The following is a 23,601-nucleotide window of genomic DNA, read 5'->3' as shown; positions in this document are numbered from 1 at the left end:
TGGACGCCATGAGCGACGAAACGGCCGACAGCCGCCAGGATTCCTTCCATGAGCTGCTGCGCTCCCTGCGGGTGTGGGACACCGAACTGCCGCACTTCGACCCCGCCCACGCCCCCGCCGACCCCCTGCCCCTCTTCCAGCAGTGGCTGCGCGAGGCCGCCGAGGCCGGGACGCCCGAGCCGCACACGATGACCCTGGCGACCGCCGACGCGAACGGCACCCCGTCCGTGCGGACCGTCATGCTCCACGACGCGGACGCGCGCGGCTGGCACTTCGCCACCCACCGCACGAGCCGCAAGGGCCGGGAGCTGGCCGCCCGGCCCGAGGCGGCACTGGGCTTCTACTGGCCCGCGGTCGGCCGTCAGGTGCGGGTGCTGGGCACCGTGACGGCCGCGGGCCCCCAGGAGAGCCGGGCCGACCTGGCCAAGCGGTCGCCCGGCGCGCTGGCGGCCGCGCTGGTGGGACGGCAGAGCGAGCCGCTGTCCTCCCTCGCCGAGCTGGAGCGCTCCTCGGACGCGGCCTGGGAGCGGGCCCTGCGGGAGCCCGACGCCCCGGTGGACAGCTGGACGCTGTACGTCCTGGAGGCGGACGAGGTCGAGTTCTTCCAGGGCGACGCCCGGCGCCGCCACGTGCGCCTCCGCTACCGCCGCGCCCGAGGAGGCCGCTGGGTCACCGAGCTGCTCTGGCCATGAGATCGGGCTCCGGGTCGGTGGCGAGCCGGGCGTGGAGATGGATGTCCCACATCCCTCCGTCACTGCCCGGCAGCGCACCCCGCAGCGTGCCTTCGAGGCCGTACGCGCACCGCTCGGCCACCCGGCACGAGGCGTCATGGCCGAGGGCGTGCCCCAGCTCCAGCCGGTGCAGCCGCAGCTCCTCGTGGAACGCCCACCGCGTCAGGGCCTCCAGGGCCCGGGAGGCATAGCCGCGGCCCCGGAACTCCGGCAGGATCCAGTAACTGACCCGGGCGCTGCGCTGCACGCGGTCGATCGCGGACAAGCCGACGCTCCCCACGACGACGTCCGGCCCCTCCGCCTGGGCGGTGACCGCGAACCCCACCGAGTCGCCCTGCTCCCACCCGTCCGCACGGCGCCCCAGGAAGGCCCGCGCGCCCTCCTCGTCCGGTGGTGGCACGCTGATGGCGTTCCAGCGCCGGAACTCGGGGTCCGCTATGCCACGCAGAACAGCCTCGAGATCCCCGTCCTCCCACGGGCGCAGCAGGAGGTCGAACTCACCGATCCAGGCGGGGGCCAATGCCTTCGTTTCCTTCATGTCCGACAGTCAACACAGACGGAAGACCGGCAACTTCAGCGGGGTTCCGGGCACCGCGCGGAAGGTCACCCGCAGGTCCATGCCGATCCGCAGCCGGCCTTCGGGGCAGTCGACGATCTCGGTCGCCATGCGCGGCCCTTCCGCGAGATCCACGACGGCGGCCACGTAGGGCAGCCGCTCGCCGAACGGCGGGAGGTCGTTCACGTGGACGACCGACCAGGTGTGGAGCGTGGCGCGGCCGGCCGCCTCCTCCCAGACGACGTCCTCGCTCCAGCAGCGAGGGCAGATCTCCCGTGGGTGGTGATGCGCTCTGCCGCACCCGGGGGCACGGCAGCGGCGTATGAGCAACCGGCCCCGCGCGGCGGCGTCCCAGTAGGGCTTCGTGAACACATCCACCTCGGGCACGTCGTGACGCACCTCGGCGTTCACATCTTCAACCTCCCTGTCCTTTTGCGGCACTTGAAGCCGCTACGACCCCCTCGGGGCATCCCGCACATCTTTCCTGACGTGACGTCAGATCGGTAGCCTGAACTTACGTCAGTCCGTCGGCCCTTGAGCAGGAGTGGACGAGAACGATGCTTGGATCGACTCACGGCACCCTCACCACCACCTCCCGCCCGGCCCGCGTGGCGGCCTGCGGCGAGCACCGCGGCCCCGCCGTCCACGGCCTGGCCGACGGCGCCCGGGACCTCGATGTCAGCGGGCGCCCCCTGCGCTCGGACGTGCCCGACCTGGACCGCTTCTTCCGGCCCGAGACCGTTGCCGTCGTCGGCGCCTCGGACGCGGAGGGCCGGCCCAACACCGGCATCACCCGGCAGCTCATCGCCTGGGCCGACCGGGTCGGGGCCCGCCTCCATCCCGTGCACCCGACCCGCGAGAGCGTCTTCGGCCGCCCTTGTCATCCGTCCGTCGCCGACCTGCCCGAACGGATCGACCTCGCCGTCCTCCTCGTGGGCGATCCCCTCCCCGTCATCGAGCAACTGGCTTCCCCCGGCGCCGACTCCACGGACGGCAAGGCGGCGTTCGCCGTCGCGTTCGCCTCCGGCTTCGCGGAGACCGGCCCGGAGGGCGCCGCCGCCCAGGCCCGGCTCGCCGCCGCGGCGCGGCGGGCAGGGGTCCGGATGCTCGGCCCGAACACCAACCTCAACGCCTTCGAGCACTTCCGCACCGACCTCGACGGCCCCGCGATCGCCCTGGTGACCCAGTCAGGCCACCAGGGCCGCCCCGTCTTCTCCCTCCAGGAGATCGGCGTCCGGCTCTCGCACTGGGCCCCGACCGGCAACGAGGCCGACCTGGAGTGCGCGGACTTCATCTCCTACTTCGCCACCCGGCCCGAGGTCGGAGCCGTCGCCGCGTATGTGGAAGGGCTCAAGGACGGCCGCTCCTTCCTGCTGGCCGCCGACCGTGCGGCCCGGCACAAGGTGCCCGTCGTCGCCGTCAAGGTCGGCCGCACCGAGACCGGCGCCCGCACGGCCGCCTCCCACACCGGCAAGCTGACCGGCGCCGACGATGTGGTGGACGCGGCCATGCGGCAGTTCGGCGTGATCCGGGTCGACGGTCTCGACGAGCTCCAGGACACCTCGGCCCTGCTCGCCCGCGCCCGCCCGCCGCGGGCCCCCGGCGTCGCCGTCTATTCGATATCCGGCGGCACGGGCGCCCACTTCGCCGACCTGGCCACCGCGGCCGGCCTCGACCTCCCCGTCCTCCCCGCCGCGAAGCAGCACGAGCTCCACCAGTGGATACCGGACTACCTCTCCGTCTCCAACCCCGTCGACAGCGGCGGCCACCCCGTCGGCGACCGGCGCGGCCGCAAGATCATCGACGCCCTCCTCGAGGACCCCTCCGTCGGCGTGCTCATCTGCCCGATACCCGGCCCCTTCCCACCCATGAGCGACACCCTCGTACGCGACCTGGTGGCCGCCGCGGAGCAGACGGACAAGCTCGTCTGCGTGGTCTGGGGCTCCCCGGTGGGCACCGAGGACGCCTACCGCGAGACGCTCCTCGGCTCCTCCCGCGTGGCCACCTTCCGCACCTTCGCCAACTGCGTCACGGCCGTGCGCGCCTATCTCGACCACCACCGCTTCGTCGCCCACTACCGCTCCCCGTTCGAGGACGCCCCCCGTGCCCTCTCCCCCTCCGCCCGCAAGGCACAGGCCCTCATGCGGCCGGGCGAGCAGCTCAGCGAACACGCGGCCAAGCAACTCCTGCGCGCGTACGGCATCCGCGTGCCCCGGGAGCAGCTGGTGACCAGCGCCGCGGCTGCCGTACGGGCCGCGGGGCTCGTGGGCTACCCCGTGGTGATGAAGGCATCGGGGCCCCGGCTCGCCCACAAGACCGAGCTCGGCCTGGTGAAGATCGGCCTGACCTCGGCGAGCCAGGTCCGCGACGCGTACCGCGAGCTGACCGACATCGCCCGCTACGAGGGCCTGCCCCTGGACGGCATCCTCGTCTGCCAACTCGTCGGGCACGGCGTGGAGATGGCGGTCGGGATCTCGCCGGATCCGCTCTTCGGTCCCACCGTGACGGTGGGGCTGGGCGGGGTGCTGGTCGAGGTGATGCGCGACATCGCCGTGGGCGTACCCCCGTTCGGCGAGGAACGGGCCCGCGCGATGCTCGGCGAACTGCGCGGCAGCGCCCTGCTGGACGGGGTCCGGGGAGCGCCCCCGGCCGACGTGGACGCGCTCGTGGAGACCGTTCTGCGCGTGCAGCGCATGGCTCTGGAGCTGGACGGCGAGCTCGCCGAGCTCGACATCAACCCCCTCGTGGTGCTGGACCGCGGCCAGGGCGCCGTGGCCCTGGACGCGCTGGCCTTCTGCCGCTGAGCCACCCGCGGCGACCCCGATGACCAGGAGCTTCTCCATGTCCGTCTCCCCCCGTGAAACGTCCGACGACAGCCCCGGAGCGGACGGGCCCACCGAGCCCCCCGGGCCCGTCCGCTCCGATGCCTCAGTGATACTCCACGCCACTGACAACGGGGTCCTGCGGATCACGCTCAACCGCCCCGAAGCGCTTCACGCCATCACCGCTGACCTGCGGGAACAACTGATTTCAAAATTTTTTGACGCCTCCGCGGACCCGGCTGTGCGGGCCGTCGTCGTGACCGCGACCGGCAGGGCCTTCTGCGCCGGAGCCGATCTTCGCGCGGCTTCCGGAGCCCGGCCGGCCGAGCCCGTACCGGGCGATGTCGCCCGCGTGCTCCAGCGCGGCGCGCAGCGCCTGATCGGCGCGGTGCTGGACTGCGAGAAACCCGTGATCGCCGCCGTGAACGGCATCGCCGCCGGGCTCGGCGCACACCTCGCGCTGGCCTGCGATCTTGTGATGGCGGGCGAATCGGCGCAGTTCATCGAGGTGTTCGTGCGCCGCGGCCTGGTCCCCGACGGCGGCGGCGCCTACCTCCTCCCGCGCCTCGTGGGCCCGCGGCGCGCGAAGGAGCTGATGTTCTTCGGCGACACCCTCTCCGCCGCCGACGCGGAACGGCTGGGGCTGGTGAATCTGGTGGTGCCGGATGGCGAGCTGGCCGGGGCCGCCCGCGCCTGGGCGGAACGACTGGCCGCCGGGCCGACCCGCACCCTCGCCCTGACCAAGCAGCTGGTCAACGCCTCTCTCGACACCGACCGTGCTACGGCGTTCGCCGCGGAGGCCGCGGCGCAGGAGATCAACATGTCGACGGCGGACGCCCGGGAGGGCCTGGCGAGCTTCACGGAGCGCCGCGCTCCGCGCTTCCGTGGCCGTTAGCGCGTACCCCGGACCTCCAAGCCGACCGTCACCCGGGGCTTCCAAGCTGATTGCTCGTCAGTTTCAATGGAGTCATGATGGGACACGCGGGCATGGCGGCAGCCGCCGTGCGGTATCTGCGGTCGACCGGAGCGCCGACCTCCGCACCACCGCACCCCGCAGGCCCGCCACGCCCGCAGTCGCCGCCCGTCGATCCCCTGCCACGCCCGGAACTCCGGGCCGTACGGGCGGACGAGCGGGTTCCGCCGGCGCCGGACGAACTGCGGCGCGTGCTCGGCCACTTCGCCAGCGGCGTCACCGTCGTCACCGCGCCGGGCCGGGAGGGGGAGCCGCCCGCGGGCTTCTCCTGCCAGTCCTTCGCCTCGCTCTCCCTCGACCCGCCGCTGGTCGTCTTCATGGTGGCCCGGACGTCCTCCACCTGGCCGCGCATCGCCCGCGCCGGCGTCTTCTGCGTCAACATCCTCGGCGCCGGCCAGGAGGAGCTCTGCCGGGCCTTCGCGGTCAGCGGCGCGCGGACGGCCGACAAGTTCGCGGGCGTACGGCACGAACCGTCCCCCGCGACCGGTTCACCCCGCCTCGCGGACGTCCCGGCATGGGTCGACTGCACGGTCCACGCCGTGCACACCGGCGGGGACCACCTGATCGTCGTCGGGAGCGTCGAGGCACTCGGGGCGGACGGAGGCGCGGCCGGAGCGCGGCCGCTGCTCTTCCACCGGGGCACGCTCGGGACATTCGCTCCCTGAGTGCGCCCCGCCCGGCTACTTCTTGTGCCCGGCCACCTTCGTCAGCACGTAGCGCTTGCCGGAGCCCGGCTTGCCGATCTCGTGGGAGATATGCGGCTTCTTCTGTGTGCCGCCGACGCTCCAGTCGCGGTTGAGCTCACAGGACTTGATGCGCAGGGCCACACTCTCGATCTTGCCGTTCTCCCGGAGGGGCTTCCAGTTCCCGGAGCCGTCGCAGTCCTTCGGCCGGTCCTTGCCCGTCTCGTCCCAGACGTAGTTGTCGAGCCCCTGGGCGACGGCACCGCCGTCCGAGTCCAGCTCGACCGTGCCTCCGTGGCCGTCGGTCCAGGTGCCGGCCAGGTCCGACTTGTGCAGCCGCGGCGGCTCGTACACCTTCACCAGTCCGGTGCCGTAGACACCCGCGCCCACCACGGCGACCGCCAGCCACGCGAGTGCCCCGTCGCGCGCGATCCTGCGGACCAGGCCCTTGGGGCGGCCCGTGCGGACGCGCCGCCCGGCGACAGCCGCGACAAAGGCGGCGGGCAGCAGCCCGGCGGTGAGACAGGCCCACCACAGGACGTAGGACAGCGCGGGGGCGAACGCGCGACTGCCGAGCGCCGCCACGCCACCGAACGCGATCACCAGCGCGGCCGCCACCACCGGCACCGCGGCGAGATCCAGGCGCAGGCGCTCGGCCCTGCCTGTGCGCCGTGCCACGCGCCGCGCGAACCCCAAGGCGGGCATCACCGCGACACCCGTGACGAAGCCGCTGACGAGGACGGCGAAGAACGCGATGCCGAGGACCGCCGCGATGATCACGGCCACGTTGCCCGGCAGCCCGTCGTGCTCGCGGGAGAGCATCACCAGGACGGCGATCGTCCCACCGATCACCGCCTCCGCGCACAGCCCGGCCATCGACGCGCAGAACGCCGCGCCGAATCCGTCCGCGTGCATCGCGCGCTCCGCCGCCCGAGCGGGCTGCTCGGGTGTGGCTGTCTCCTCCGCCTCGACCGGCTTCGCGTCCGGCTCGGCCTGCTGTGTCATGACCGCCCCTCTCTCCAAGAAAAGATTCCCCCAGAGGCCGGGAGGTTGCTTCCGCGCACAGACCGTGACCAGTGCTTCGTCCGCCGGGCCGTCGGCTCGCGCCGGTGAGGCGGCCCGAACGCGCACCGCACCGGCGCGGGACACGGCGGACCATTCTTACCGATTGCCCGCCTTGACCGGAATGAGGACCGATAAGGACGCACACGCCGGATGGCCCCGGCAGGCACGAGCCAACAACACCTCGAGGCCGTGACCGGCGCAAGACCGCGGGCGCGGATCGCAAGAGGGATCACACGGCGGGGGCAGCAGCCGGGACCCGGACCGGCCTCCTCCGGATGGCGAGGGCCGTGAGCACGGCCACCGCGCACAGCGCTCCGGAGGTGTACCAGACGAGGTCGTACGAACCGAGGGCGTCGCACGCCACACCACCCAGGAACACGACCAGGGCGGCACCCAGCTGGCAGGAGAACCAGGCGCGGTGGATCCGGGTCCGGCGCATGCCGCGCGGCGCGCGCCCCGCCGGACGGGCGGGACGAGAAGTTGTCTGGGTCACGTCATCAGCATCGGGAACACACTGGACACGAGCGAGTGGCCGGATGGACAGTATTCGCAAGGATCGGGCCATCATGGTCCGGAAGGCCGCGGGTCTGCGGCAGCCTTGCCGGTGCGGACGGGGATTGTCAGTGCCTGGCCGCAGACTGGTCGGAGAGGGACGGGAGACCGCCCGGGAAAGGATGTGGGGGAACGATATGGACATGCCGCGGACCACCGATGCCGGGCGTACGGACAGCCGCCCGGACGCACGGCCGCACCGTGTCGCGGTGCTCGCCCTGGCGGGCGTCATCCCCTTCGAACTCTCCATCCCGTACCGCATCTTCGGCCAGGCGAAGACGCCGTCCAATGAGCCGTTGTACGAGGTGGTGACGTGCGCGCTCGCACCGGGCCCGGTGCGGACCGACGCCGACTTCACCATCACCGTCGAGCGCGGCCCGGAGGCGCTGGCGGAGGCCGACACCGTCGTCGTCCCCGCGTGCTACGGGCTCGGCCTTCCCTACACCGAGGGCAGGCTCGAGGACGCCCAGGCCGCCGCCCTCGCACACATACGCCCCGGCACGCGCCTGGTGTCCATCTGTACCGGGTCGTTCATCCTGGCGGCCGCCGGACTCCTCGACGGGCGCCCGGCCACCACCCACTGGAGCAGCACCGATCACTTCCAGCGGCTGTTCCCGTCGGTCCGGGTGGACGCCGACGTGCTGTTCGTCGACGACGGCGATCTGCTGACCTCCGCGGGGGTGGCCTCCGGCATCGACCTGTGCCTGCACATCGTGCGGCGTGACCACGGGTCCGCGGTGGCCAACGAGGTGGCCCGGCGCAGTGTGGTGCCTCCGCACCGCGACGGCGGGCAGGCGCAGTACATCCACCGGCCCGTGCCGGAGCCGCAGTTCGCGACGACCACGGCGGCGCGCGCGTGGGCGCTGGGGAGACTGCACGAGCCCATCCAGCTGCGGGACATGGCCGAGCAGGAGGCGATGAGCGTACGGACCTTCACGCGCCGTTTCCGGGAGGAGGTCGGGATCAGCCCCGGGCAGTGGCTGACCCAGCAGCGGGTGGAGCGGGCGCGGCACCTGCTGGAGGACAGCGACCTCTCCGTGGACCAGATCGCGCGGGACGCGGGATTCGGCACGGCGGCGTCCATGCGGCAGCACCTCCAGGCCGCGCTGGGCGTGTCACCGACGGCGTACCGGCGTACGTTCCGGGCGGCACCGGCGGCATCCCGCCACTGAACCCTGCCCCCGGCTCAACGGCGGTCAGGCGAAAGTCAGTACGGCGCGTGCCACCCGTCGGCCCAGGGTGTCGTCGACGGCCTTCGCGAAGTCCTCGACCGGGTAGACCGTGGTGACCAGTTCGTCCAGCAGGAGACGGCCCTCCCCGTACAGTCGCGCGTAGAGGGCGATGTCGTGCTGGGGACGGGACGAGCCGTAGCGGCAGCCCAGTATCGACTTGTCCAGATAGAGGGACGAGACGGGGAAGGACGCCTCCGCGGCGGCGGGCGGCACGCCGAGCAGCACCGCCTGTCCGTGCCGGTCGAGGAGGCCGACCGCCTCCCGCACGAGACGGGTGTCCCCGACGCATTCGAAGGCGTGGTCCGCTCCATCGGGCAGGATCGCGCGCACGGCCGCCCGGGTGCCGTCCGGGTCGGAGGCGTCGACGAAGTGTGTCGCACCGAACTGCCCGGCCATGGGCTCCTTTCCGGGGTTCGCGTCGACGGCGACGACGACCGAGGCGCCCGCGACGCGCGCGCCCTGGAGGACGTTCAGCCCGACGCCGCCCGCGCCGATGACGACGACGGAATCACCCTGGCGGACCCTGGCCCGGTTGAGGACCGCGCCGACGCCGGTCAGGACGGCGCACCCGATGACGGCCGCCGAGGCCGGTGGCACGTCGGCGGGGATCCTGACCGCCTGGACGGCCTTGACGACCGTCCGCTCGGCGAAGGCGGAGGTGGACGCGAACTGGTAGAGCCTGCCCCCGCGCCGGGAGAAGGGCCTGTCGGGCATACCGATCGACCTGCGGCACATGGTCGGGCGGCCGCGGTCGCACTCGGCGCACGCGCCGCAGCTGGCGAGGGTGGAGAGCGCGACGTGGTCGCCGCGCGCCACATGGGTGACGCCGGCACCGGTCTCCTCCACCACCCCCGCCCCCTCGTGGCCGAGCACGGCCGGGACAGGGAAGGGGATGGTGCCGTCGATGACGGACAGATCGCTGTGGCAGAGACCGGCGGCGGACACGGCGACGAGCACCTCGCCGGGGCCCGGTGCGCGGACGACGAGATCGTCCACGACCTGGGCGCGCCCGCCGTCGAAGATGACACCTTTCATGGCTGGTCCGTCCTCTCGGCGGCTGGGTACGGGGCGGAGCCGGGCGGTTCAGGCGGACCAGACGACGGACTGGAGTTCGCTGTACGCGTGCAGCCCGAAGGAGCCGCCGTCCCGGCCGATCCCGCTCTCCTTGCTGCCCCCGAACGGTGTCTCGGGGTGCCGTTGCAGGGTGTTGATCCCGACGTTGCCGCAGCGCAGGCGGGCGGCGAGGGCCCAGGCGCGGCCGGCGTCGGCGCTGAAGACGTAGTCGTAGAGGCCGTACGAGGTGCTGTTGGCGATGCGGACGGCCTCGTCCTCGTCCTCGAAGGGCAGGGCCACGACCACGGGTCCGAACAGCTCCTCGCGGGCCACGGTCATGTCCGGGGTGGCGTCCGTGATCAAGGTGGGCGCGACGTAGAAGCCGCGGTCGAGGCCGGGGCGGGCGCCGCCGACGGCGACGCGGGCACCTTGCGCGCGGGCTCCGGCGATGTACGCCTCGACGCGGTCGCGTTGCGCGGCGGAGATCAACGGGCCCACGATCGTGGAGTTATCCACAGGGCTCCCGATCTTCAGCGTCCGCGCGTAGTGTGAGAGACCGGTGACGATCTTCTCGTACGAGGACCGGTGGACGAGCACCCGGGTCGGCGCCGTGCAGATCTGCCCGCTGTGGAAAGACCAGACCGAACCGACCGCCCCGATCGCCGACTTGAGCACTTCGTCGTCGGCATCCTCCAGGACGATGGCCGCGCCCTTGCCGCCCAGCTCCATCAGGGTGCGCTTCATCGACCTCCCCGCGGCTTCGGCGATCTTCTTTCCGACAGCGGTGGACCCGGTGAAGCTGACCATGTCGACACCGGGGTGGGAGACGAGCGCCTCGCCGGTCGCGGGGGAAGAGCCGGTGACGACGTTGAAGACGCCGTCCGGGAGGCCCGCTTCCTTGAGGACAGGACCCAGCGCGAGGCAGCAGAGCGGGTCCTGCGGCGCCGGCTTGGCGACCACCGTGTTCCCCATGGCCAGGGCGGGTGCGACCTTGCCCGCGAGATTGACGACCGGGAAGTTGTAGGAGGTGATGCAGCAGACGACGCCCACGGGCCGCCGGACCGCGGCGGCACCCAGCAGGCCGCCTGGCGCCAGCGGGGTTCCCTTGAGGGGGCAGGGTGCGAGCGGGACGACGACCGGCTCGAGCGCGCCCCGCGCGTAACGACGGAACCGGTCGACCGCCGGGGGCAGTTGCAGGGCGGTCGTGACCCGGACCGTGGCACCCGTCTCCGCCTGGAGGAGAGGTATCAGTTCCTTCGCACGTTCATCGAGCAGTTCCGCTGTCCGGTCCAGAACGGCCGCGCGCTCGCGCGGATCCGTACGGGACCAGCCGTCCTGAGCGGCCCGCGCGGCGGCCACGGCATCGGCGACTTCGGCGGGAGTCGCCTCCGGGGCCTCCCCGACGACCTCTTCGGTCGCCGGATTGACAACTGCATAGTGCCCTTTTTCCGGTGAGCGCCAGGAGCCGTCGATCCACAGTCCGTACGCCGTCATGGACGCGGCTCCTTCGGCAGGCCGAGCACGCGCTCGGCGATGACGGTGCGCTGGATCTCGTCCGAGCCGCCGTAGATGGTGTCGGCACGCGAGAAGAGGAACAGGCGTTGCAGAGCGTCGAGTTCATAAGGGCGACCGGGATCCCAGGCGCCCAGGCCGAGGGTGGCGGCCGGGCCGCGGATCTCCATCGCCAGTTCGCCGAGCTCCTGGTGCCACCGGCCCCACAGGAGCTTCGCGACGCAGGGCGCACCGGGGTCGCCGGGCGACCCCAGGGTGCGCAGGGCATTCCAGCGCATGGCCTGCAACTGGGCCCAGTGCCGTACGATCCGGTCGCGCGTGACCGGATCCGCTGCGGCCCCCGTCCGGAGGGCGAGGCGGACGAGGCCCTCCAGCTCGGCGGCGAAGCCGATCTGCTGGGCGAGTGTGGACAGTCCTCGTTCCCGCCCCAGGAGGTCCATGGCGACCCGCCAGCCGTTGCCCTCCCCGCCGACGAGGTCTTCGGCGTGGGACTCGGCCCCGTCGAAGAACACCTCGTTGAAGTCGGCCGCCCCCGACATGTCGCGGATCGGGCGGACCTCGATCCGGCCGGGCTGGTCCATCGGCACGAGCAGAAGGGAGAGTCCGTGGTGCCGCCGTGACCCCTCGGTGGTGCGGGCCAGCAGGAAGCACCAGTCCGCCTCATGCGCGTGGGAGGTCCAGATCTTCTGTCCGGTGATCCGGTAGGCCCTGCCCGAGTCGGCGAGGACGGCGGAGGTACGGAGGGCGGCGAGGTCCGAGCCGGCGCCGGGTTCGCTGTAGCCCTGGCACCAGATGGCCTCGCCCCGGGCGATGGCGGGGAGGAACCGGTCGCGCTGGGCGGCGGTGCCATGGGTGAGGAGCGTGGGGGCGAGGAGGTTCTCCCCCATGTGACCGAGCCGGGCGGGGGCCCCGGCCCGCGCGTACTCCTCGGCCCAGACGATCTGTCCGGTCAGGCCGGCGGTGCGGTTGCCGTAGTTGCCGTGAGCGGGGTCCCAGGCGAGGCCGATCCAGCCGCCCGTCCCGAGTTCACGCTCCCAGGCGCGGGGAGTCGGGGCCGGGTGGGAGGCGAGGTGTGCGGCGAGCCAGCTGCGCGCCTCTTCCCGGAGGGCGTCGTCCTCCGGCCCGAATGTGAAGTCCACGCTCTGTCCTCTCCCTGCGTCGCCTTTCCGCGCTCACTCGGCACGAAGGCGATGGGTGATCGCGATCCATGGCGCCTGAGGGTGCCGTGACCCGGACAAGCACCCCGCGCCACCGCGCGCGGTCAGGCGTTGGGTCGCTCATGGGCGGCAGCGGCCTTGGCCATCGCTTCCAGCGTGGCGAGCAGGGGCATCGGGTCGGTGCCGACGGTGCTGGGGAGATGGTCTGCGATCTTCTGCGGGGTCCAGGCGCCGTCGGCGTAGGCGGCGCGCAGTTCGCGCGGCTGGGCCCATACCGCGATCTTGGGGCCGGCGACGGTGTAGACCTGCCCGGTGATGCCGTGCTCGCGCGCCCGGTCACCGAGGAGATAGACCACCATGACGGCGACGTCCTCGGGTTCGCCGATCTCGGTCAGCTCCATCGGCACCCCGGCGGACATCCGCGTACGGGCCACGGGAGCCACGCAGTTGGCGGCGACCCCGTATTTGTGCAGGCCCAGGGCGGCGCTGCGGACGAGCGAGATGATGCCGCCCTTGGCGGCGGAGTAGTTGGCCTGGGCCACGCTGCCCTGGTGGTTGCCGCTGGTGAAGCCGACGAGCGCGCCGTGGCCCTGGCGGCGCATGAGAGCGGACGCGGCGCGGAAGACGGTGAAGGTGCCCTTGAGGTGGGTGGCTATGACCGGGTCCCACTCCTCCTCGCTCATGTTGAAGAGCATCCGTTCCCGGAGGATGCCAGCGGCGCACACGGCTCCGTCGAGCCGTCCGTAGCGGGCCACCGCGGTGTCGACGACCCTTTGTCCGCCCGCCATGGTCGACACGTCGTCCGCGAGCGCGGTCGCCCGGCCGCCCGCCGCCTCGATCTCCTCGGCCACCGCGGCGGCGACCTCGCTCGCCGGTTCCGCGCCGTCGACGGACACGCCGTAGTCGTTGACGACGACGCTCGCCCCTTCCGCCGCACAGGCCAGGGCGACCGCACGCCCGATGCCACGGCCGGCGCCGGTGACAGCGATCACCTTGCCGGTCAGGAAGTCACCCATGCGGCACCCCTTCCGGGTTTCTGACGGACCGTTAGATTTTTGAGCAGAGCGGGCCCGGACACAAGACCCGGCGGGGCCCGGATCCGGGGAGGGGACGCATGTCTTTGCCGGCGGTGTTCTACGACATGGCCAAACGGGTCAACAACTGGGGCCGTTGGGGCGAGAGAGACGAGATCGGTACCCTCAACCTGATCACGGACGAGGTCGTCCGCGACGCCGTGTCGACAGTGCGCACGGGCCGCCGCGTTCCACTGGCCGTGCCGCTGCGGCAGGAGGGGATACAGACCGGGATGATCCCCGGCAGGGTCAATCCCCTGCACACGATGGTCTCGATCAATGTGGAGCTGTTCGGCCCGGGTGCCGTGGCCAGCAGCGACGACGCCGTGACCATGGGCCTTCAGGCGGGGACGCACTGGGACGGGCTCGCGCACATCTCGCACGGCGGCAAGATCTACAACGGCCGCCCGGCGAGCTCGATCACCGCCCACGGGGGCGCGGCGTGCCACGGCATCGAGAAGGTCCGGCACATCGTCTCGCGCGGCGTCCTGCTCGACGTCGCCAGCGCCCGCGGGGTCGAGCGGCTCGCCACCGGGCACGCCGTCGGCCCGGAGGATCTGGACGCCGCCGAGGAGTTCGCGGGCGTCACGGTACGGACGGGGGACGTGGTGCTGGTGCGCACGGGGCAGATCCAGGTGTATCTGGCGGGTGCCCGGCGGGCGTACGGCCATCCGTCACCCGGACTGTCGTTCCGCACCCCCGAGTGGTTCCACGCCCGGGACGTGGCCGCGGTCGCCAACGACACCCTGACGTTCGAGATCGTCCCGCCGGAGATCACCGGGCTCTGGCTTCCGGTGCACGCGCTCGACCTCGTCGAGATGGGGATGCCTCAAGGGCAGAGCTGGAACCTGGAAGAGCTGTCGCAAGTGTGCGCGGAAGAGGGGCGTTACGCCTTCCTGCTCGCCGCTACACCGGAGCCCTTCGCGGGCGGGACCGGTTCACCGGTCGCACCGGTCGCGGTGCTCTGACCCCCGGAGCCGGCCGCAGCTCCTGACCCGGCCATATTCCCCCGGCTGGAGCAATCACGAGTCGACCGTCGAAGCGAAAACGGGAACTCACCCGCGCCCACGAAGAGGTGGGCGGGCGGCGGCGCGCCGATGCGCACCCCGAGCACGGCACCGCACGCCGCCGCCGGCTCCGGCGCGCAAGCCTTGTCCGCGCCGGACCGCGACCCGTACTCGCCAAGCAGCCCAGTACGAACGGGCCCCTCGACGTCCCCTCGCAACGAATCGCTGCGTCCAAGGGTGATCACGTGGACACTTCACGTCAACACCTGGTCTGGACTTTGTCGACTAAGCCCGATTTGTGACGGCGCGTGGCGACTCGAAAGCGCCGACCCACGGGGCCCGCCCCCGGTCGACCTCGCACCAGATGCGCTTGCCGGCCCCCTCGGGCTGCCAGCCCCAGCGGTCCGCCAGGCCGTCCACCAGCTCCAGGCCCCGGCCGCCGGTGTCGTCACCCTCGGCACGCCGGGGGCGGGGAGGGCGGGCGCTGATGTCGGCGACCTCGACGCGGACGGTGCCCGCGCAGAGACCGGCCTGACCGGAGGTGTCGGCGGCGTCCGGGAAGAGCATGCGCAGCACGGCCGGACAGCCGGTGTGCACCACGGCGTTGGTGACGAGCTCCGAGATGAGCAGGATCAGCGTCTCCGCCAGGGGCTCATCGACGCCTATGCCGGAGCCGGCCAGTCGCGACCTCGCCCACCTGCGGGCCCGTCCCACCTCCGCGGGATCGGCCCGGACCTCCATCTGCATCTGAAGCACCTGCACCGCTCACACCATCCGAACCGGCGGACACAACGCCTCGCGTCTCCATGGGGTCACGGAACGTGATCCCGCTCCGAGACAGCATGGTTGACGCACAGTCACCTCAACAAGCGCTTCGGGCATATTCCGGCGCAAAGGAGTATGCGTACTGCATACTGTGCGACGCGCGCCGAGGAGACTCGAACATCGGAGGGCCACAGGCCCCGTTCCGGGACGAGCGTCAGACATTTTCCCGCCCGGCGCTGCCGCGTGGACAACCCCTGACTTGTTGCGCCTATGAACCACTCACATCCAAGGGAGAGTACCCGAGGGCGGGACCGACTCCACCCCGTGACGAATAACGCCTAGGACACAGCCCGATATCGACGTTCTGTGAGCGGTTAGGTATGACATGAGCGGCATTTCACCCATGCCGATTAAGACTGGACATTTTCGCCGCCCAGGGTGCCCCACCAAACATCTGGCGCATTTTCGTCAGCGGCGTCCATCAACAGTTCATTCGCAAGGAATTCCTCCGATTCTTCGGTCGACTGCCACTGAAAGGCCCTTACCCAGGTGCGTTTGAGATGCAGATGAATGTCCGCTTCCCATGTGAAGCCCAGGCCACCGTGCACTTGCAGACAGTCACGGGCGTTGCGGATAGCAGCACTGTCCGCAAGCAGCTTCGCACCCGCGGTCTCGGCAGGGTCCTCGGTCACGGACGCGGCGTAGACGCTCGCGCGGGCGAGGTCGGTGCGTACGAGCATCTGGGCACACAGGTGTTGCACAGCCTGGAAGGAGCCGACCGGTCGCCCGAACTGGACGCGGTGGCGGGCGTGGGAGACGGCGAGCGCGAGGGTGGCGCGGGCACTGCCGAGTTGCTGGGCGGCGGTCAGCAGTGCCGCTTCACGGCGCAGCCGCGCGGCATCGGCCTCCGGGGCAAGCCCGCCCGCACACGCGGCAGATGGCAGGTCCCGCACGCGGTGCAGGGGCGTGAGCGGGTCGACGGAGCGGAAGGGGGCGGCCCGCAGGGCGCGCGGGCCCGCACCGGCGTCCACGGGCAGCAGCCGGGCCGTGTCGCCGGTGAGCAGCAGTACGGCGTCTGCGGAGGCGAGGTGCTCGGCGACGCCGGGGCCGTCCAGCGCGGTGACGATCCGGGTGCCGTCGGCCGCGCCGGGTGCCAGGCCGGCGGCAAGGTGGGTGGCGACCAGGGGGCCGGGCAGCAGGGCCCGTCCCGCTTCCTCGAAGAGGAGTACGGCTTCCGGCAGGCCGAGGCCCGTCCCGCCGTCCTCCTCGGGCAGTCGCAGCGCGAAGAAGCCGGCGTCCCCGAGCGCCGCCCACAGCTCCCGGTCCACGGGAGACTCCGCTGCCTTGCGAGCCCCCGGTCCCCCGGCAGCCTCCTGGGCCTCTGGCGCCCCGCCCAGGACAGCCGGGGCATCCACCACAGCGTCCACCACCGCGCCCACAGTCACGTCCTCGGCCGGGCCCTCAGACGCATCCACCGCGGCCCGCAGCTTCTCGTGCGGGTACCGGGCCGCCAGGAGGGCGCGCATTCCCGCCTGGAGGGCGCGTTGGTCGCCGGTCAGCCGGAAGTCCATGGTCACCGCGCCTTGGGCAGGCCGAGGACGCGCTCGGCGACGATGTTCCGCTGGATCTGGGAGGTGCCCGCGGCGATCGTGTAGGAGAGCGAGGAGAGCCGGTCCGCCGTCCACGCCTGACCGGCGTCCAGGGACTCCGGGCCCAGGACCGCGGCCGCGGCCTCGTACAGTTCCTGGCGCGCTTCGGAGTAGCGCAGTTTGAAGACCGAACCGGCCTCGCCCGGCACACCGCTGCCGCCGGTGCGCGCCGCGTGGTCCGCCTCGCTCACGTTCCACTGGATGAGCCGCCACAGCGCCGCGAACTCGGCGTTGAGCCGCCCCAGGCGGCGGCGGAGCACGGCGTCGTCCCAGCGGCCGTTGGCACGGGCCGTGCGGGCGAGCCGGGTGAGGGTGCGGCGGCAGGCGATGACCTCGCCCGCGAAGGCCGTGCCGCGCTCGAAGGCGAGGGTGACCATGGTGACGCGCCAGCCATCGTTCTCCGCGCCGACCCGGTTGGCGACCGGCACCCGCACCCCGTCGAGGAAGACATCGGCGAACTCGTCGGACCCGGCGAGGGTCCGCAGGGGCCGTACGGTCACGCCGGGCGCGTCCATCGGCAGGGCGAGCCAGGTGATGCCCCGGTGCCGGGGGGCGGAGGGGTCGGTGCGGACGAGCAGTTCGCACCAGTCGGCGACCTCGGCGTGCGAGGTCCAGATCTTGCTGCCGGTGACGACGTAGGAGTCACCGTCGCGGACGGCCCGGGTGCGCAGGGCGGCGAGATCGGATCCCGCCTCGGGCTCCGAGAAGCCCTGGCACCAGATCTCGTCGCCGCGCAGGATGGGCGGCAGCCAACGGGCCCGCTGTGCGGCGTCGCCCTCCGCGGCGATGGTGGGGCCCGCGTGCAGCAGTCCGACGAAGTTGGCGCCCACGTAGGGCGCGCCGGCCCGTTCCGTCTCCTCCAGGAAGATCAGGTGCTGCGTGGGGGTGGCGCCGCGGCCCCCGGCGTCGGAGGGCCAGTGGAGTCCCGCGTACCCGGCGTCGTACAGGGCCCGTTGCCAGGCGCGGTCGTGGGCGAGCCGGGCGGGCCAGTCGGTGGCGGGCGGGTTCGGCGGCAGCTTCGGCAGCGTCTCACGCAGCCACGCGCGCAGCCGGTGCCGGAAGGCTTCCTCCTCCGCCGTGGCGCCGAGGTCCACCGGTGATCACCGGCCCGGCCGGTCGAGGCCGAGGTCCAGGTCGAGGTCCAGGTCGAGGCCGAGCATGCGGATGGCGTTGCCGCGCATCAGTTTGTGGACGGTCTCCTCGTCCAGGCCGCGGACGTGTTCGAGGGCGACCTCCTTGGTGTGGGGGAAGGTGGAGTCGACGTGGGGGTAGTCGGTCTCGAAGGTGGCGTTGTCACGGCCCACCGCATCGAGTGACGCGATGCCATGTTTGTCGCGGAAGAAGCAGCAGAAGACCTGCCGGTAGTAGTAGGTGGAGGGCGGTTCGGGGATCAGGTCCCGCACGCCGCCCCAGGCACGGTGTTCCCGCCACACGTCGTCGGCGCGCTCCAGGGCGTAGGGAATCCAGCCCATCTGCCCTTCGCTGTAGGCGAGTTTGAGCTCCGGGAAGCGCACGAGCACGCCACTGAAGAGGAAGTCGGCGAGTGACGCCATGGCGTTGTTGAAGGACAGGGTGGCCTGCACCGCGACCGGGGCGTCCGGTGAGGCGGCGGGCATCTGCGAGGACGACCCGATGTGCATGTTGACGACGGTGCCCGTCTCCTGGCAGGCGGCGAAGAAGGGGTCCCAGTAGCCGGAGTGGATGCTGGGCAGGCCCAGGTGGGTGGGGATCTCGCTGAAGGTCACGGCGCGCACGCCGCGGGCGGCGTTGCGGTGGATCTCGGTGACGGCGAGCGAGACGTCCCACAGGGGGATGAGGCAGAGCGGGATGAGCCGGCCGCCGCTGTCGCCGCACCACTCCTCGACCATCCAGTCGTTGTAGGCGCGCACACAGGCGAGCGCGACCTCCTTGTCATGGGCCTCCGCGAAGGTCTGGCCGCAGAACCGGGGGAAGGACGGGAAGCACAGCGACGCCTCCACGTGGTTGAGGTCCATGTCTTTGAGGCGCTCCGCCGGGTCCCAGCAGCCGGGGCGCATCTCCGCCCGGGTGATGCCCTCCAGGGTCATCTCGTCGCGGTCGAAGCCGGCGGCGGCGATGTTTCGCTTGTACGGGAAGGCGAGGTCCTCGTAGATCCACCAGTCGGCGGGCGGGCCGTCGGGGTCCATGGAGACCACGTACTTGCCGCCCTTGTAGACGAGTTCACCGATGCCGGTGGTGACGGGCCGGGGCCCGCGGTCGTGGTAGCGGGCGGGGAGCCAGGAGGCGAAGAGGTGGGCCGGTTCGATCACATGGTCGTCGACGCTGACGATGCGGGGCAGTTCCACGGCGGCCCTCCAACTCTTTCTGACGCTCCGTCAGAAATGAGGCTAGCCTCGACTCCATGGACCGACAAGGCGTGGCGCCCTACGCTTCGCGCCCGCCGCACACCGCACGCCGCACACCGCACACCGCACACCGGAGCAGCGGACGCTGGGAGCCTCCATGACCGGTACCGATGACGATCTCGCCGCCTCCCGCACCCTGTGGGAGCTGCTCGTACGCCGCGCCGCCCGCACCCCCGGCGCCACCGCGCTCGTCCAGGCCGACGACCCCGGCCCCACGGGCGCCGACCGGCGGCTCTCCTTCGGCGCTCTGCGCGGGCGGGCGGAGCGTACGGCAGCCGGGCTGTACGGGCTCGGGGTGCGCCCCGGCGACCGCGTCGCCTGGCAGCTGCCCACGCGGATCGAGACCGTCGTGCTGACCTTCGCCCTGGCCCGCCTGGGTGCCGTGCAGACGCCCGTCGTCCCCTTCCACCGCGACCGCGAGACCGGTCACGCGTTACGGGCCGCGGAGGCGGCCTTCTTCGCGACTCCCGGCACCTGGCGGGGCTACGACCACGCGGCCATGGCCTCCCGGCTGGCGCTCGGACTGCCCACGCCGCCGCTGGTGTTCACCGCCTACGACGCGCTGCCGCAAGGGGACCCGGCGGTCCTTCCGCCACCGCCCGCCAACGGCGACACCGTCCGCTGGATCTACTGGACGTCCGGCACGACCGCCGACCCCAAGGGCGCCCTGCACACGGACCGCGGCCTGATCGCCGCCGGCGCCTGTCTCGCCCGCGCGCTCCGCCCGACCCCGGCGGACATGGGCTCGATGGCCTTCCCCTACGCGCACGTCGCCGGGCCCGACTACACCGTGATGATGCTGCTGTGCGGCTTCCCCGCGCTCCTCCTGGAGCACTTCGCGCTCCCCGCCGCACTCGACGCCTACCGCAGGCACGGCGTCACGATGGCGGGCGGCTCCACCGCCTTCTACTCGATGTTCCTCGCCGAACAGCGCAAGGACCCGGACCACAGGCTCATCCCCACGCTCCGCCTGATGGCAGGCGGCGGGGCGCCCAAGCCGCCCGCGCTGTACCACGACGTCGTACGCGAGCTGGGCTGCCGGCTGACCCACGGCTACGGCATGACCGAAGCGCCCATGATCACCATGGGGGACCCGGACGACACCCCGGAGAACCTCGCCACCACCGAAGGCCGCCCGGCCGCAGGGATGGAGATCCGGGTCGTCGACGCCGACGGGCGACCCGTCCCGCCGGGCGTGGACGGAGACATACGGCTGCGCGGCGAGGCCGTCTGCCGCGGCTATCTCGATCCGGCGCAGACCGCCGAGGCGTTCGACGCGGACGGCTTCCTGCGCACCGGCGACCGCGGCCACCTCACGGCCACCGGGCACCTTGTGCTCACCGGGCGCGCCAAGGACGTCATCATCCGCAAGGGCGAGAACATCTCCGCCCGCGAGATCGAGCAGCTCCTCCAGGAGCACCCGGCCGTCGAGGACGCCGCCGTGATCGGGCTCCCCGATCCGGCGCGCGGGGAGCGCGTCTGCGCCGTCGTCCAGCAGGTCGCGGGAACGATGCCTCTCACCCTCGACGACATCGGCACCCACCTGCGGGGAGCGGGCCTGTCCGTGCACAAGCTCCCCGAGCGGCTGGAGCTCGTCGACGAGCTGCCGCGCAACGCGACCCTCGGCAAGGTCCTCAAGCAGCGGCTGCGCGAGCGCTTCTCCGAGGAATGACGAAGAAGGGCGAGGGCCGACTCAGCGGGTCCGGTAGCTCGCGGTGGCCTGGTCGAAGTACCCGTCCACCATGCGCTGTTCGTCCATCGGGCCGATCACCTGGAGCACGTGATAGCGGCCGCCCAGGATCATCGCGGAGTTGCGCACATAGACCTGCCGGCCGCTGCTGTCGTTCCAGTTGAACGTGCCCTCCGCCGACGCCCGCTGTCCGACGTCGATACGGCGCAGCCCGGACGCGCCCGCCCAGGAGGACGAGCGGTAGGCGTCGAGCTCCGGTTCCTTGTCCTGCTGATAGGCCATGGGGTCGCTGCCGAACTCCGCGACCTTGTCCCGGCCGGGCACGACCAGCAGTTGGCAGTCACCGCCGGAATAAACCACCTGACCCCGGTCGTTCTCACCGCGCCGCTGCCAGGCCTTGGCCACGGCCACGGTGAAGCCCTTGGGGTCCTGCCGCAGCGCGAAGCCCTTGGCGAGCCCCTCGGCCTCGGGGGACGCGTCGTCAGAACTCACCGACGCCTGCCCCGCCTTGCCGGTGGCAGGGGCACTCGGGACCCCGGAGGCCGCGCCCGTGTGCTCCGTCGGCGCCTTCCCCTCGCTCTTGTCGGCGCCCGGCATCAGCAGCACGGCGTACAGCACCACCCCGATCAGCACCAGCAGGATCAGCCCCAGGAGTAACCGGCCGAGGCTGAGCGGCCCGCGCCGTACGCGCTGCTCCTGGAGGTGCCCCGTGGTGTGGGCGCGGGCGCGCGGCTGGAGTTGGTCCTTGGCGCTCTTCTTGTGCCGCCCGTGCGCGACGGAAGCCGCGTCCACCGCCGTGACCGGACGGCCGCGCCTGCGGCGCACGAGCTCGCCCTTACGCCGTATGACCGGCAGCCGGTGCTGGTCGGCGGGGACGCCCGGTCCGATCGAGGGGACGGTGACGGTGCGGCTGCCGATGTCGGGTTCTGGTGCGGAGCGGATGAGGGACCGGAGCCAGCCGCGCAGCTCCTCGAACTCGGGCCGCTCGGCCGGGTCCTTGCGCATGAGGGACTCGACCACCGGCCGCAGCGCGCCGCACTCCTCGGCGTACGCGGGGGGCTCCACACAGACGAGCTGGAGGAGGTCGGCCGTGCTGTTCTCGGGGTACGGCGCGTGGCCCTGCACCACGCGGAAGAGCAGGGCGCCCAGGGCCCACAGGTCGGCCGCGGGCCCGACCGGAGGGGCGAGCTGCCAGCTCTCCTGCACCGGCCACGCCTGCTCGGGCGACCAGCGCTCGGTGACGGCGCCGACCACCACCATCCGCGCCTGGCGCGCCCGTTCGGCGGCGTGCGCGCTCCCCGCCGGACCGCTGTCTCCCCACCCGCCGGGAGCGGCCGCGGGGGCCTCGTCGCCGTCGGCCGGGGAGGGACCCTGCGCGCGGGGCGCCGGAAGCGCCGCCGTGCTCGCCGGGCCGGGGACTCGGGGTGCGCCGGGGCGCGGGGACGGCGCACGGCCGGCGGGCGCCGGCGCGGGTGCCGTGCCACTGGCCGCGCTGCCACCGCCCCAGGTGGAGGCGCCGGCCGGGCCGTGCGCGGCACTCTCCGCGGCCGCCCGCGCGGCCGCGGCGCGGGCACCCGCGCGGTACGCGGCGATGGCTCCGGCCCGCGCCGCCCGGGGGTCCTGAGGAGTGCTCCCGGGAACAGCTGCACCGGGCGGCCGCCCCGAGCCGCCGGCCGCCGGGCCACCCGGCGTCGGGAATCCGCCCGCGGCGCCCTGGTCGCGGTACGCGGGCCCGCCCTGCGCGGCGCCCGGGGCACCCGGTCCCGGCACGCGGCTGCCGCCGCCGGAGGCACCGTACGCCGACGGCCCGGCCTGCGTCGCGGGAGCGCCCGGGACGCCCTGCGCCGTCTGCGGCGGAACGCCGTTGCCCGGCGCGCCACCCGGCGGCGGCCGGTCACCACCACCGTCCGGCCGCGCGGCAGACGGCGCCCCGGCGCCCGCGCCTGCCGCCGGGGCCGGTCCGCCGGGCACCGGGTCGTAGCCGCACAGGGCCTCTTCCGCCGCGCCCGCCGCCAGGCCGGTGAGGATCGCGCGACCGTCGTCGCAGATGAGGACCGTGCGGGTGGTGATGTTGCGGTGGGTCCAGCCGTGGGCGTGCAGGGCGCGCAGGGCGGTGAGGACGTCGGCGGCGACCTCGGCGGCGCGGTGCGGGGAGAGGGCGCGCTCGGCGAGGAGCGCGGCGAGCGGGCGGGCGGAGACGAGCTCACTGATGATCCACAGGCTGCCCCCCTCCGCGAAGACGTGGAAGACCTGGTCGAGCCTGGGGTGGTCGGGAACCTGCGCGGCGGCACTGGCGGCCGCGAGCGCCCGGAGCATCGCCGGGTCGCCGGAGCCCTGGCGGCCGCTCCCCCCGCGCGCGGAGGCGGCGGGTCCGGTGCCGTGCGCCCGCTCGCCCCCGACGACCTCGGCCTCCACGACCTCCGGCAACGGGATCTGCCGGACGAGGACTTCCTGGCCGCTGTAGGTGTCGAAGGCGCGGGTCTCCACGAGCTCGAACACATCGGACGGCGGCAGTGGCAGGCGATAGCGGTCGGCGAGCACCCGTCCCGCGTAATCGTCCACGACGCCTCCCCACGCGCGTGATCCGCACCGTCGCCCGGATGACGGTCGAACGGCCGTCAACACCGGTCAGCTTGCTGCCTATTGTGGTTGCGTACCGTCCACGGCAACTCACGATACGTGCCCAACCCGCCCCTT

20 protein-coding genes are annotated in these 23,601 nt (G+C 72.7%); 7 read left to right on the top strand and 13 right to left on the bottom strand.

The features are described from left to right. Positions 1-8: 8 nt before the first annotated feature. Positions 9-692, top strand: coding sequence for a pyridoxal 5'-phosphate synthase (locus ACFY1P_RS26490; RefSeq protein WP_390752046.1), 684 nt, complete (start codon positions 9-11; stop codon positions 690-692). Here ACFY1P_RS26490 and ACFY1P_RS26485 read toward each other — a convergent pair. Both ACFY1P_RS26485 and ACFY1P_RS26480 read right to left on the bottom strand, forming a co-directional pair. Beyond that, on the bottom strand, positions 670-1,269 hold the full coding sequence (locus ACFY1P_RS26485; protein ID WP_361527638.1) for a GNAT family N-acetyltransferase: 600 nt from the start codon (positions 1,267-1,269) through the stop codon (positions 670-672). The genes ACFY1P_RS26490 and ACFY1P_RS26485 overlap by 23 nt on opposite strands. Before the next feature lie 9 nt (positions 1,270-1,278). Next, the gene (locus tag ACFY1P_RS26480) at positions 1,279-1,698 is read right to left on the bottom strand and encodes a Zn-ribbon domain-containing OB-fold protein (protein ID WP_390752045.1); all 420 of its coding nucleotides are present in this window, start codon (positions 1,696-1,698) and stop codon (positions 1,279-1,281) included. A 146-nt stretch (positions 1,699-1,844) separates the two neighbouring features. On the opposite strand from ACFY1P_RS26480, the gene ACFY1P_RS26475 reads away from it, so the two are divergent. The 3 genes from ACFY1P_RS26475 to ACFY1P_RS26465 all read left to right on the top strand — a co-directional run bounded on the left by ACFY1P_RS26475 (position 1,845) and on the right by ACFY1P_RS26465 (position 5,747). Continuing rightward, positions 1,845-4,091: an acetate--CoA ligase family protein gene (locus tag ACFY1P_RS26475; protein WP_390752044.1), complete on the top strand. Its 2,247-nt coding sequence runs from the start codon at positions 1,845-1,847 to the stop codon at positions 4,089-4,091. A gap of 37 nt (positions 4,092-4,128) precedes the next feature. Then, a complete protein-coding gene (locus ACFY1P_RS26470; protein ID WP_390752043.1) occupies positions 4,129-5,004 on the top strand; it encodes an enoyl-CoA hydratase/isomerase family protein in 876 nt (291 codons plus the stop codon). Positions 5,005-5,078: 74 nt separating this feature from the next. Continuing rightward, a complete protein-coding gene (locus ACFY1P_RS26465; protein ID WP_361527630.1) occupies positions 5,079-5,747 on the top strand; it encodes a flavin reductase family protein in 669 nt (222 codons plus the stop codon). A 15-nt stretch (positions 5,748-5,762) separates the two neighbouring features. Here ACFY1P_RS26465 and ACFY1P_RS26460 read toward each other — a convergent pair whose 3' ends face one another. Beyond that, positions 5,763-6,770 carry a hypothetical protein gene (locus ACFY1P_RS26460; RefSeq protein WP_390752042.1) on the bottom strand — a complete coding sequence of 336 codons (1,008 nt, stop codon included), beginning with the start codon at positions 6,768-6,770 and terminating at the stop codon, positions 5,763-5,765. A 289-nt stretch (positions 6,771-7,059) separates the two neighbouring features. Further along, positions 7,060-7,323: a hypothetical protein gene (locus tag ACFY1P_RS26455; protein ID WP_390752041.1), complete on the bottom strand. Its 264-nt coding sequence runs from the start codon at positions 7,321-7,323 to the stop codon at positions 7,060-7,062. A 202-nt stretch (positions 7,324-7,525) separates the two neighbouring features. On the opposite strand from ACFY1P_RS26455, the gene ACFY1P_RS26450 reads away from it, so the two are divergent. Further along, a complete protein-coding gene (locus tag ACFY1P_RS26450; protein WP_390752040.1) occupies positions 7,526-8,554 on the top strand; it encodes a GlxA family transcriptional regulator in 1,029 nt (342 codons plus the stop codon). 24 nt (positions 8,555-8,578) lie between these two features. Here the strand turns inward: ACFY1P_RS26450 and ACFY1P_RS26445 are convergent, their stop codons facing one another. The 4 genes from ACFY1P_RS26445 to ACFY1P_RS26430 form a co-directional block, all read right to left on the bottom strand. Next, positions 8,579-9,649, bottom strand: coding sequence for an alcohol dehydrogenase catalytic domain-containing protein (locus ACFY1P_RS26445; protein WP_390752039.1), 1,071 nt, complete (start codon positions 9,647-9,649; stop codon positions 8,579-8,581). A gap of 48 nt (positions 9,650-9,697) precedes the next feature. Beyond that, a complete protein-coding gene (locus ACFY1P_RS26440; protein WP_390752038.1) occupies positions 9,698-11,161 on the bottom strand; it encodes an aldehyde dehydrogenase family protein in 1,464 nt (487 codons plus the stop codon). Beyond that, positions 11,158-12,318, bottom strand: a complete 1,161-nt coding sequence (locus tag ACFY1P_RS26435; RefSeq protein WP_390752037.1) for an acyl-CoA dehydrogenase family protein — start codon at positions 12,316-12,318, stop codon at positions 11,158-11,160. Before ACFY1P_RS26435 ends, ACFY1P_RS26440 begins: the two co-directional genes overlap by 4 nt. Before the next feature lie 122 nt (positions 12,319-12,440). Continuing rightward, complete coding sequence (locus ACFY1P_RS26430; protein ID WP_361527618.1) at positions 12,441-13,352, bottom strand: SDR family NAD(P)-dependent oxidoreductase; 912 nt, start codon at positions 13,350-13,352, stop codon at positions 12,441-12,443. A gap of 98 nt (positions 13,353-13,450) precedes the next feature. On the opposite strand from ACFY1P_RS26430, the gene ACFY1P_RS26425 reads away from it, so the two are divergent. Next, positions 13,451-14,377 (top strand): cyclase family protein, encoded by a 927-nt coding sequence (locus ACFY1P_RS26425; protein ID WP_390752036.1) that lies wholly within the window; start codon positions 13,451-13,453, stop codon positions 14,375-14,377. 324 nt (positions 14,378-14,701) lie between these two features. On the opposite strand, the gene ACFY1P_RS26420 is transcribed toward ACFY1P_RS26425, so the two are convergent. The 4 genes from ACFY1P_RS26420 to ACFY1P_RS26405 all read right to left on the bottom strand — a co-directional run bounded on the left by ACFY1P_RS26420 (position 14,702) and on the right by ACFY1P_RS26405 (position 19,154). Next, a complete protein-coding gene (locus ACFY1P_RS26420; RefSeq protein WP_361527614.1) occupies positions 14,702-15,178 on the bottom strand; it encodes an ATP-binding protein in 477 nt (158 codons plus the stop codon). A 413-nt stretch (positions 15,179-15,591) separates the two neighbouring features. Then, positions 15,592-16,752: an acyl-CoA dehydrogenase family protein gene (locus tag ACFY1P_RS26415; protein WP_390752035.1), complete on the bottom strand. Its 1,161-nt coding sequence runs from the start codon at positions 16,750-16,752 to the stop codon at positions 15,592-15,594. Positions 16,753-16,754: 2 nt separating this feature from the next. Beyond that, positions 16,755-17,924: an acyl-CoA dehydrogenase family protein gene (locus tag ACFY1P_RS26410; protein WP_390752034.1), complete on the bottom strand. Its 1,170-nt coding sequence runs from the start codon at positions 17,922-17,924 to the stop codon at positions 16,755-16,757. A gap of 6 nt (positions 17,925-17,930) precedes the next feature. Continuing rightward, complete coding sequence (locus tag ACFY1P_RS26405) at positions 17,931-19,154, bottom strand: amidohydrolase family protein (RefSeq protein ID WP_390752033.1); 1,224 nt, start codon at positions 19,152-19,154, stop codon at positions 17,931-17,933. 157 nt (positions 19,155-19,311) lie between these two features. Between ACFY1P_RS26405 and ACFY1P_RS26400 the strand changes: the two genes are divergently transcribed. Beyond that, positions 19,312-20,886 carry an AMP-binding protein gene (locus tag ACFY1P_RS26400; RefSeq protein ID WP_361527606.1) on the top strand — a complete coding sequence of 525 codons (1,575 nt, stop codon included), beginning with the start codon at positions 19,312-19,314 and terminating at the stop codon, positions 20,884-20,886. 21 nt (positions 20,887-20,907) lie between these two features. On the opposite strand, the gene ACFY1P_RS26395 is transcribed toward ACFY1P_RS26400, so the two are convergent. Next, the gene (locus ACFY1P_RS26395) at positions 20,908-23,466 is read right to left on the bottom strand and encodes a protein kinase (protein ID WP_390752032.1); all 2,559 of its coding nucleotides are present in this window, start codon (positions 23,464-23,466) and stop codon (positions 20,908-20,910) included. Positions 23,467-23,601 lie beyond the last annotated feature (135 nt).

It is taken from the genome of Streptomyces sp. NPDC001407, assembly GCF_042895325.1.
Lineage (GTDB): Bacteria > Actinomycetota > Actinomycetes > Streptomycetales > Streptomycetaceae > Streptomyces.
The sequence above is the reverse complement of the archived record's forward strand: the minus strand, read 5'-3'. Positions and strand labels throughout refer to the sequence as shown.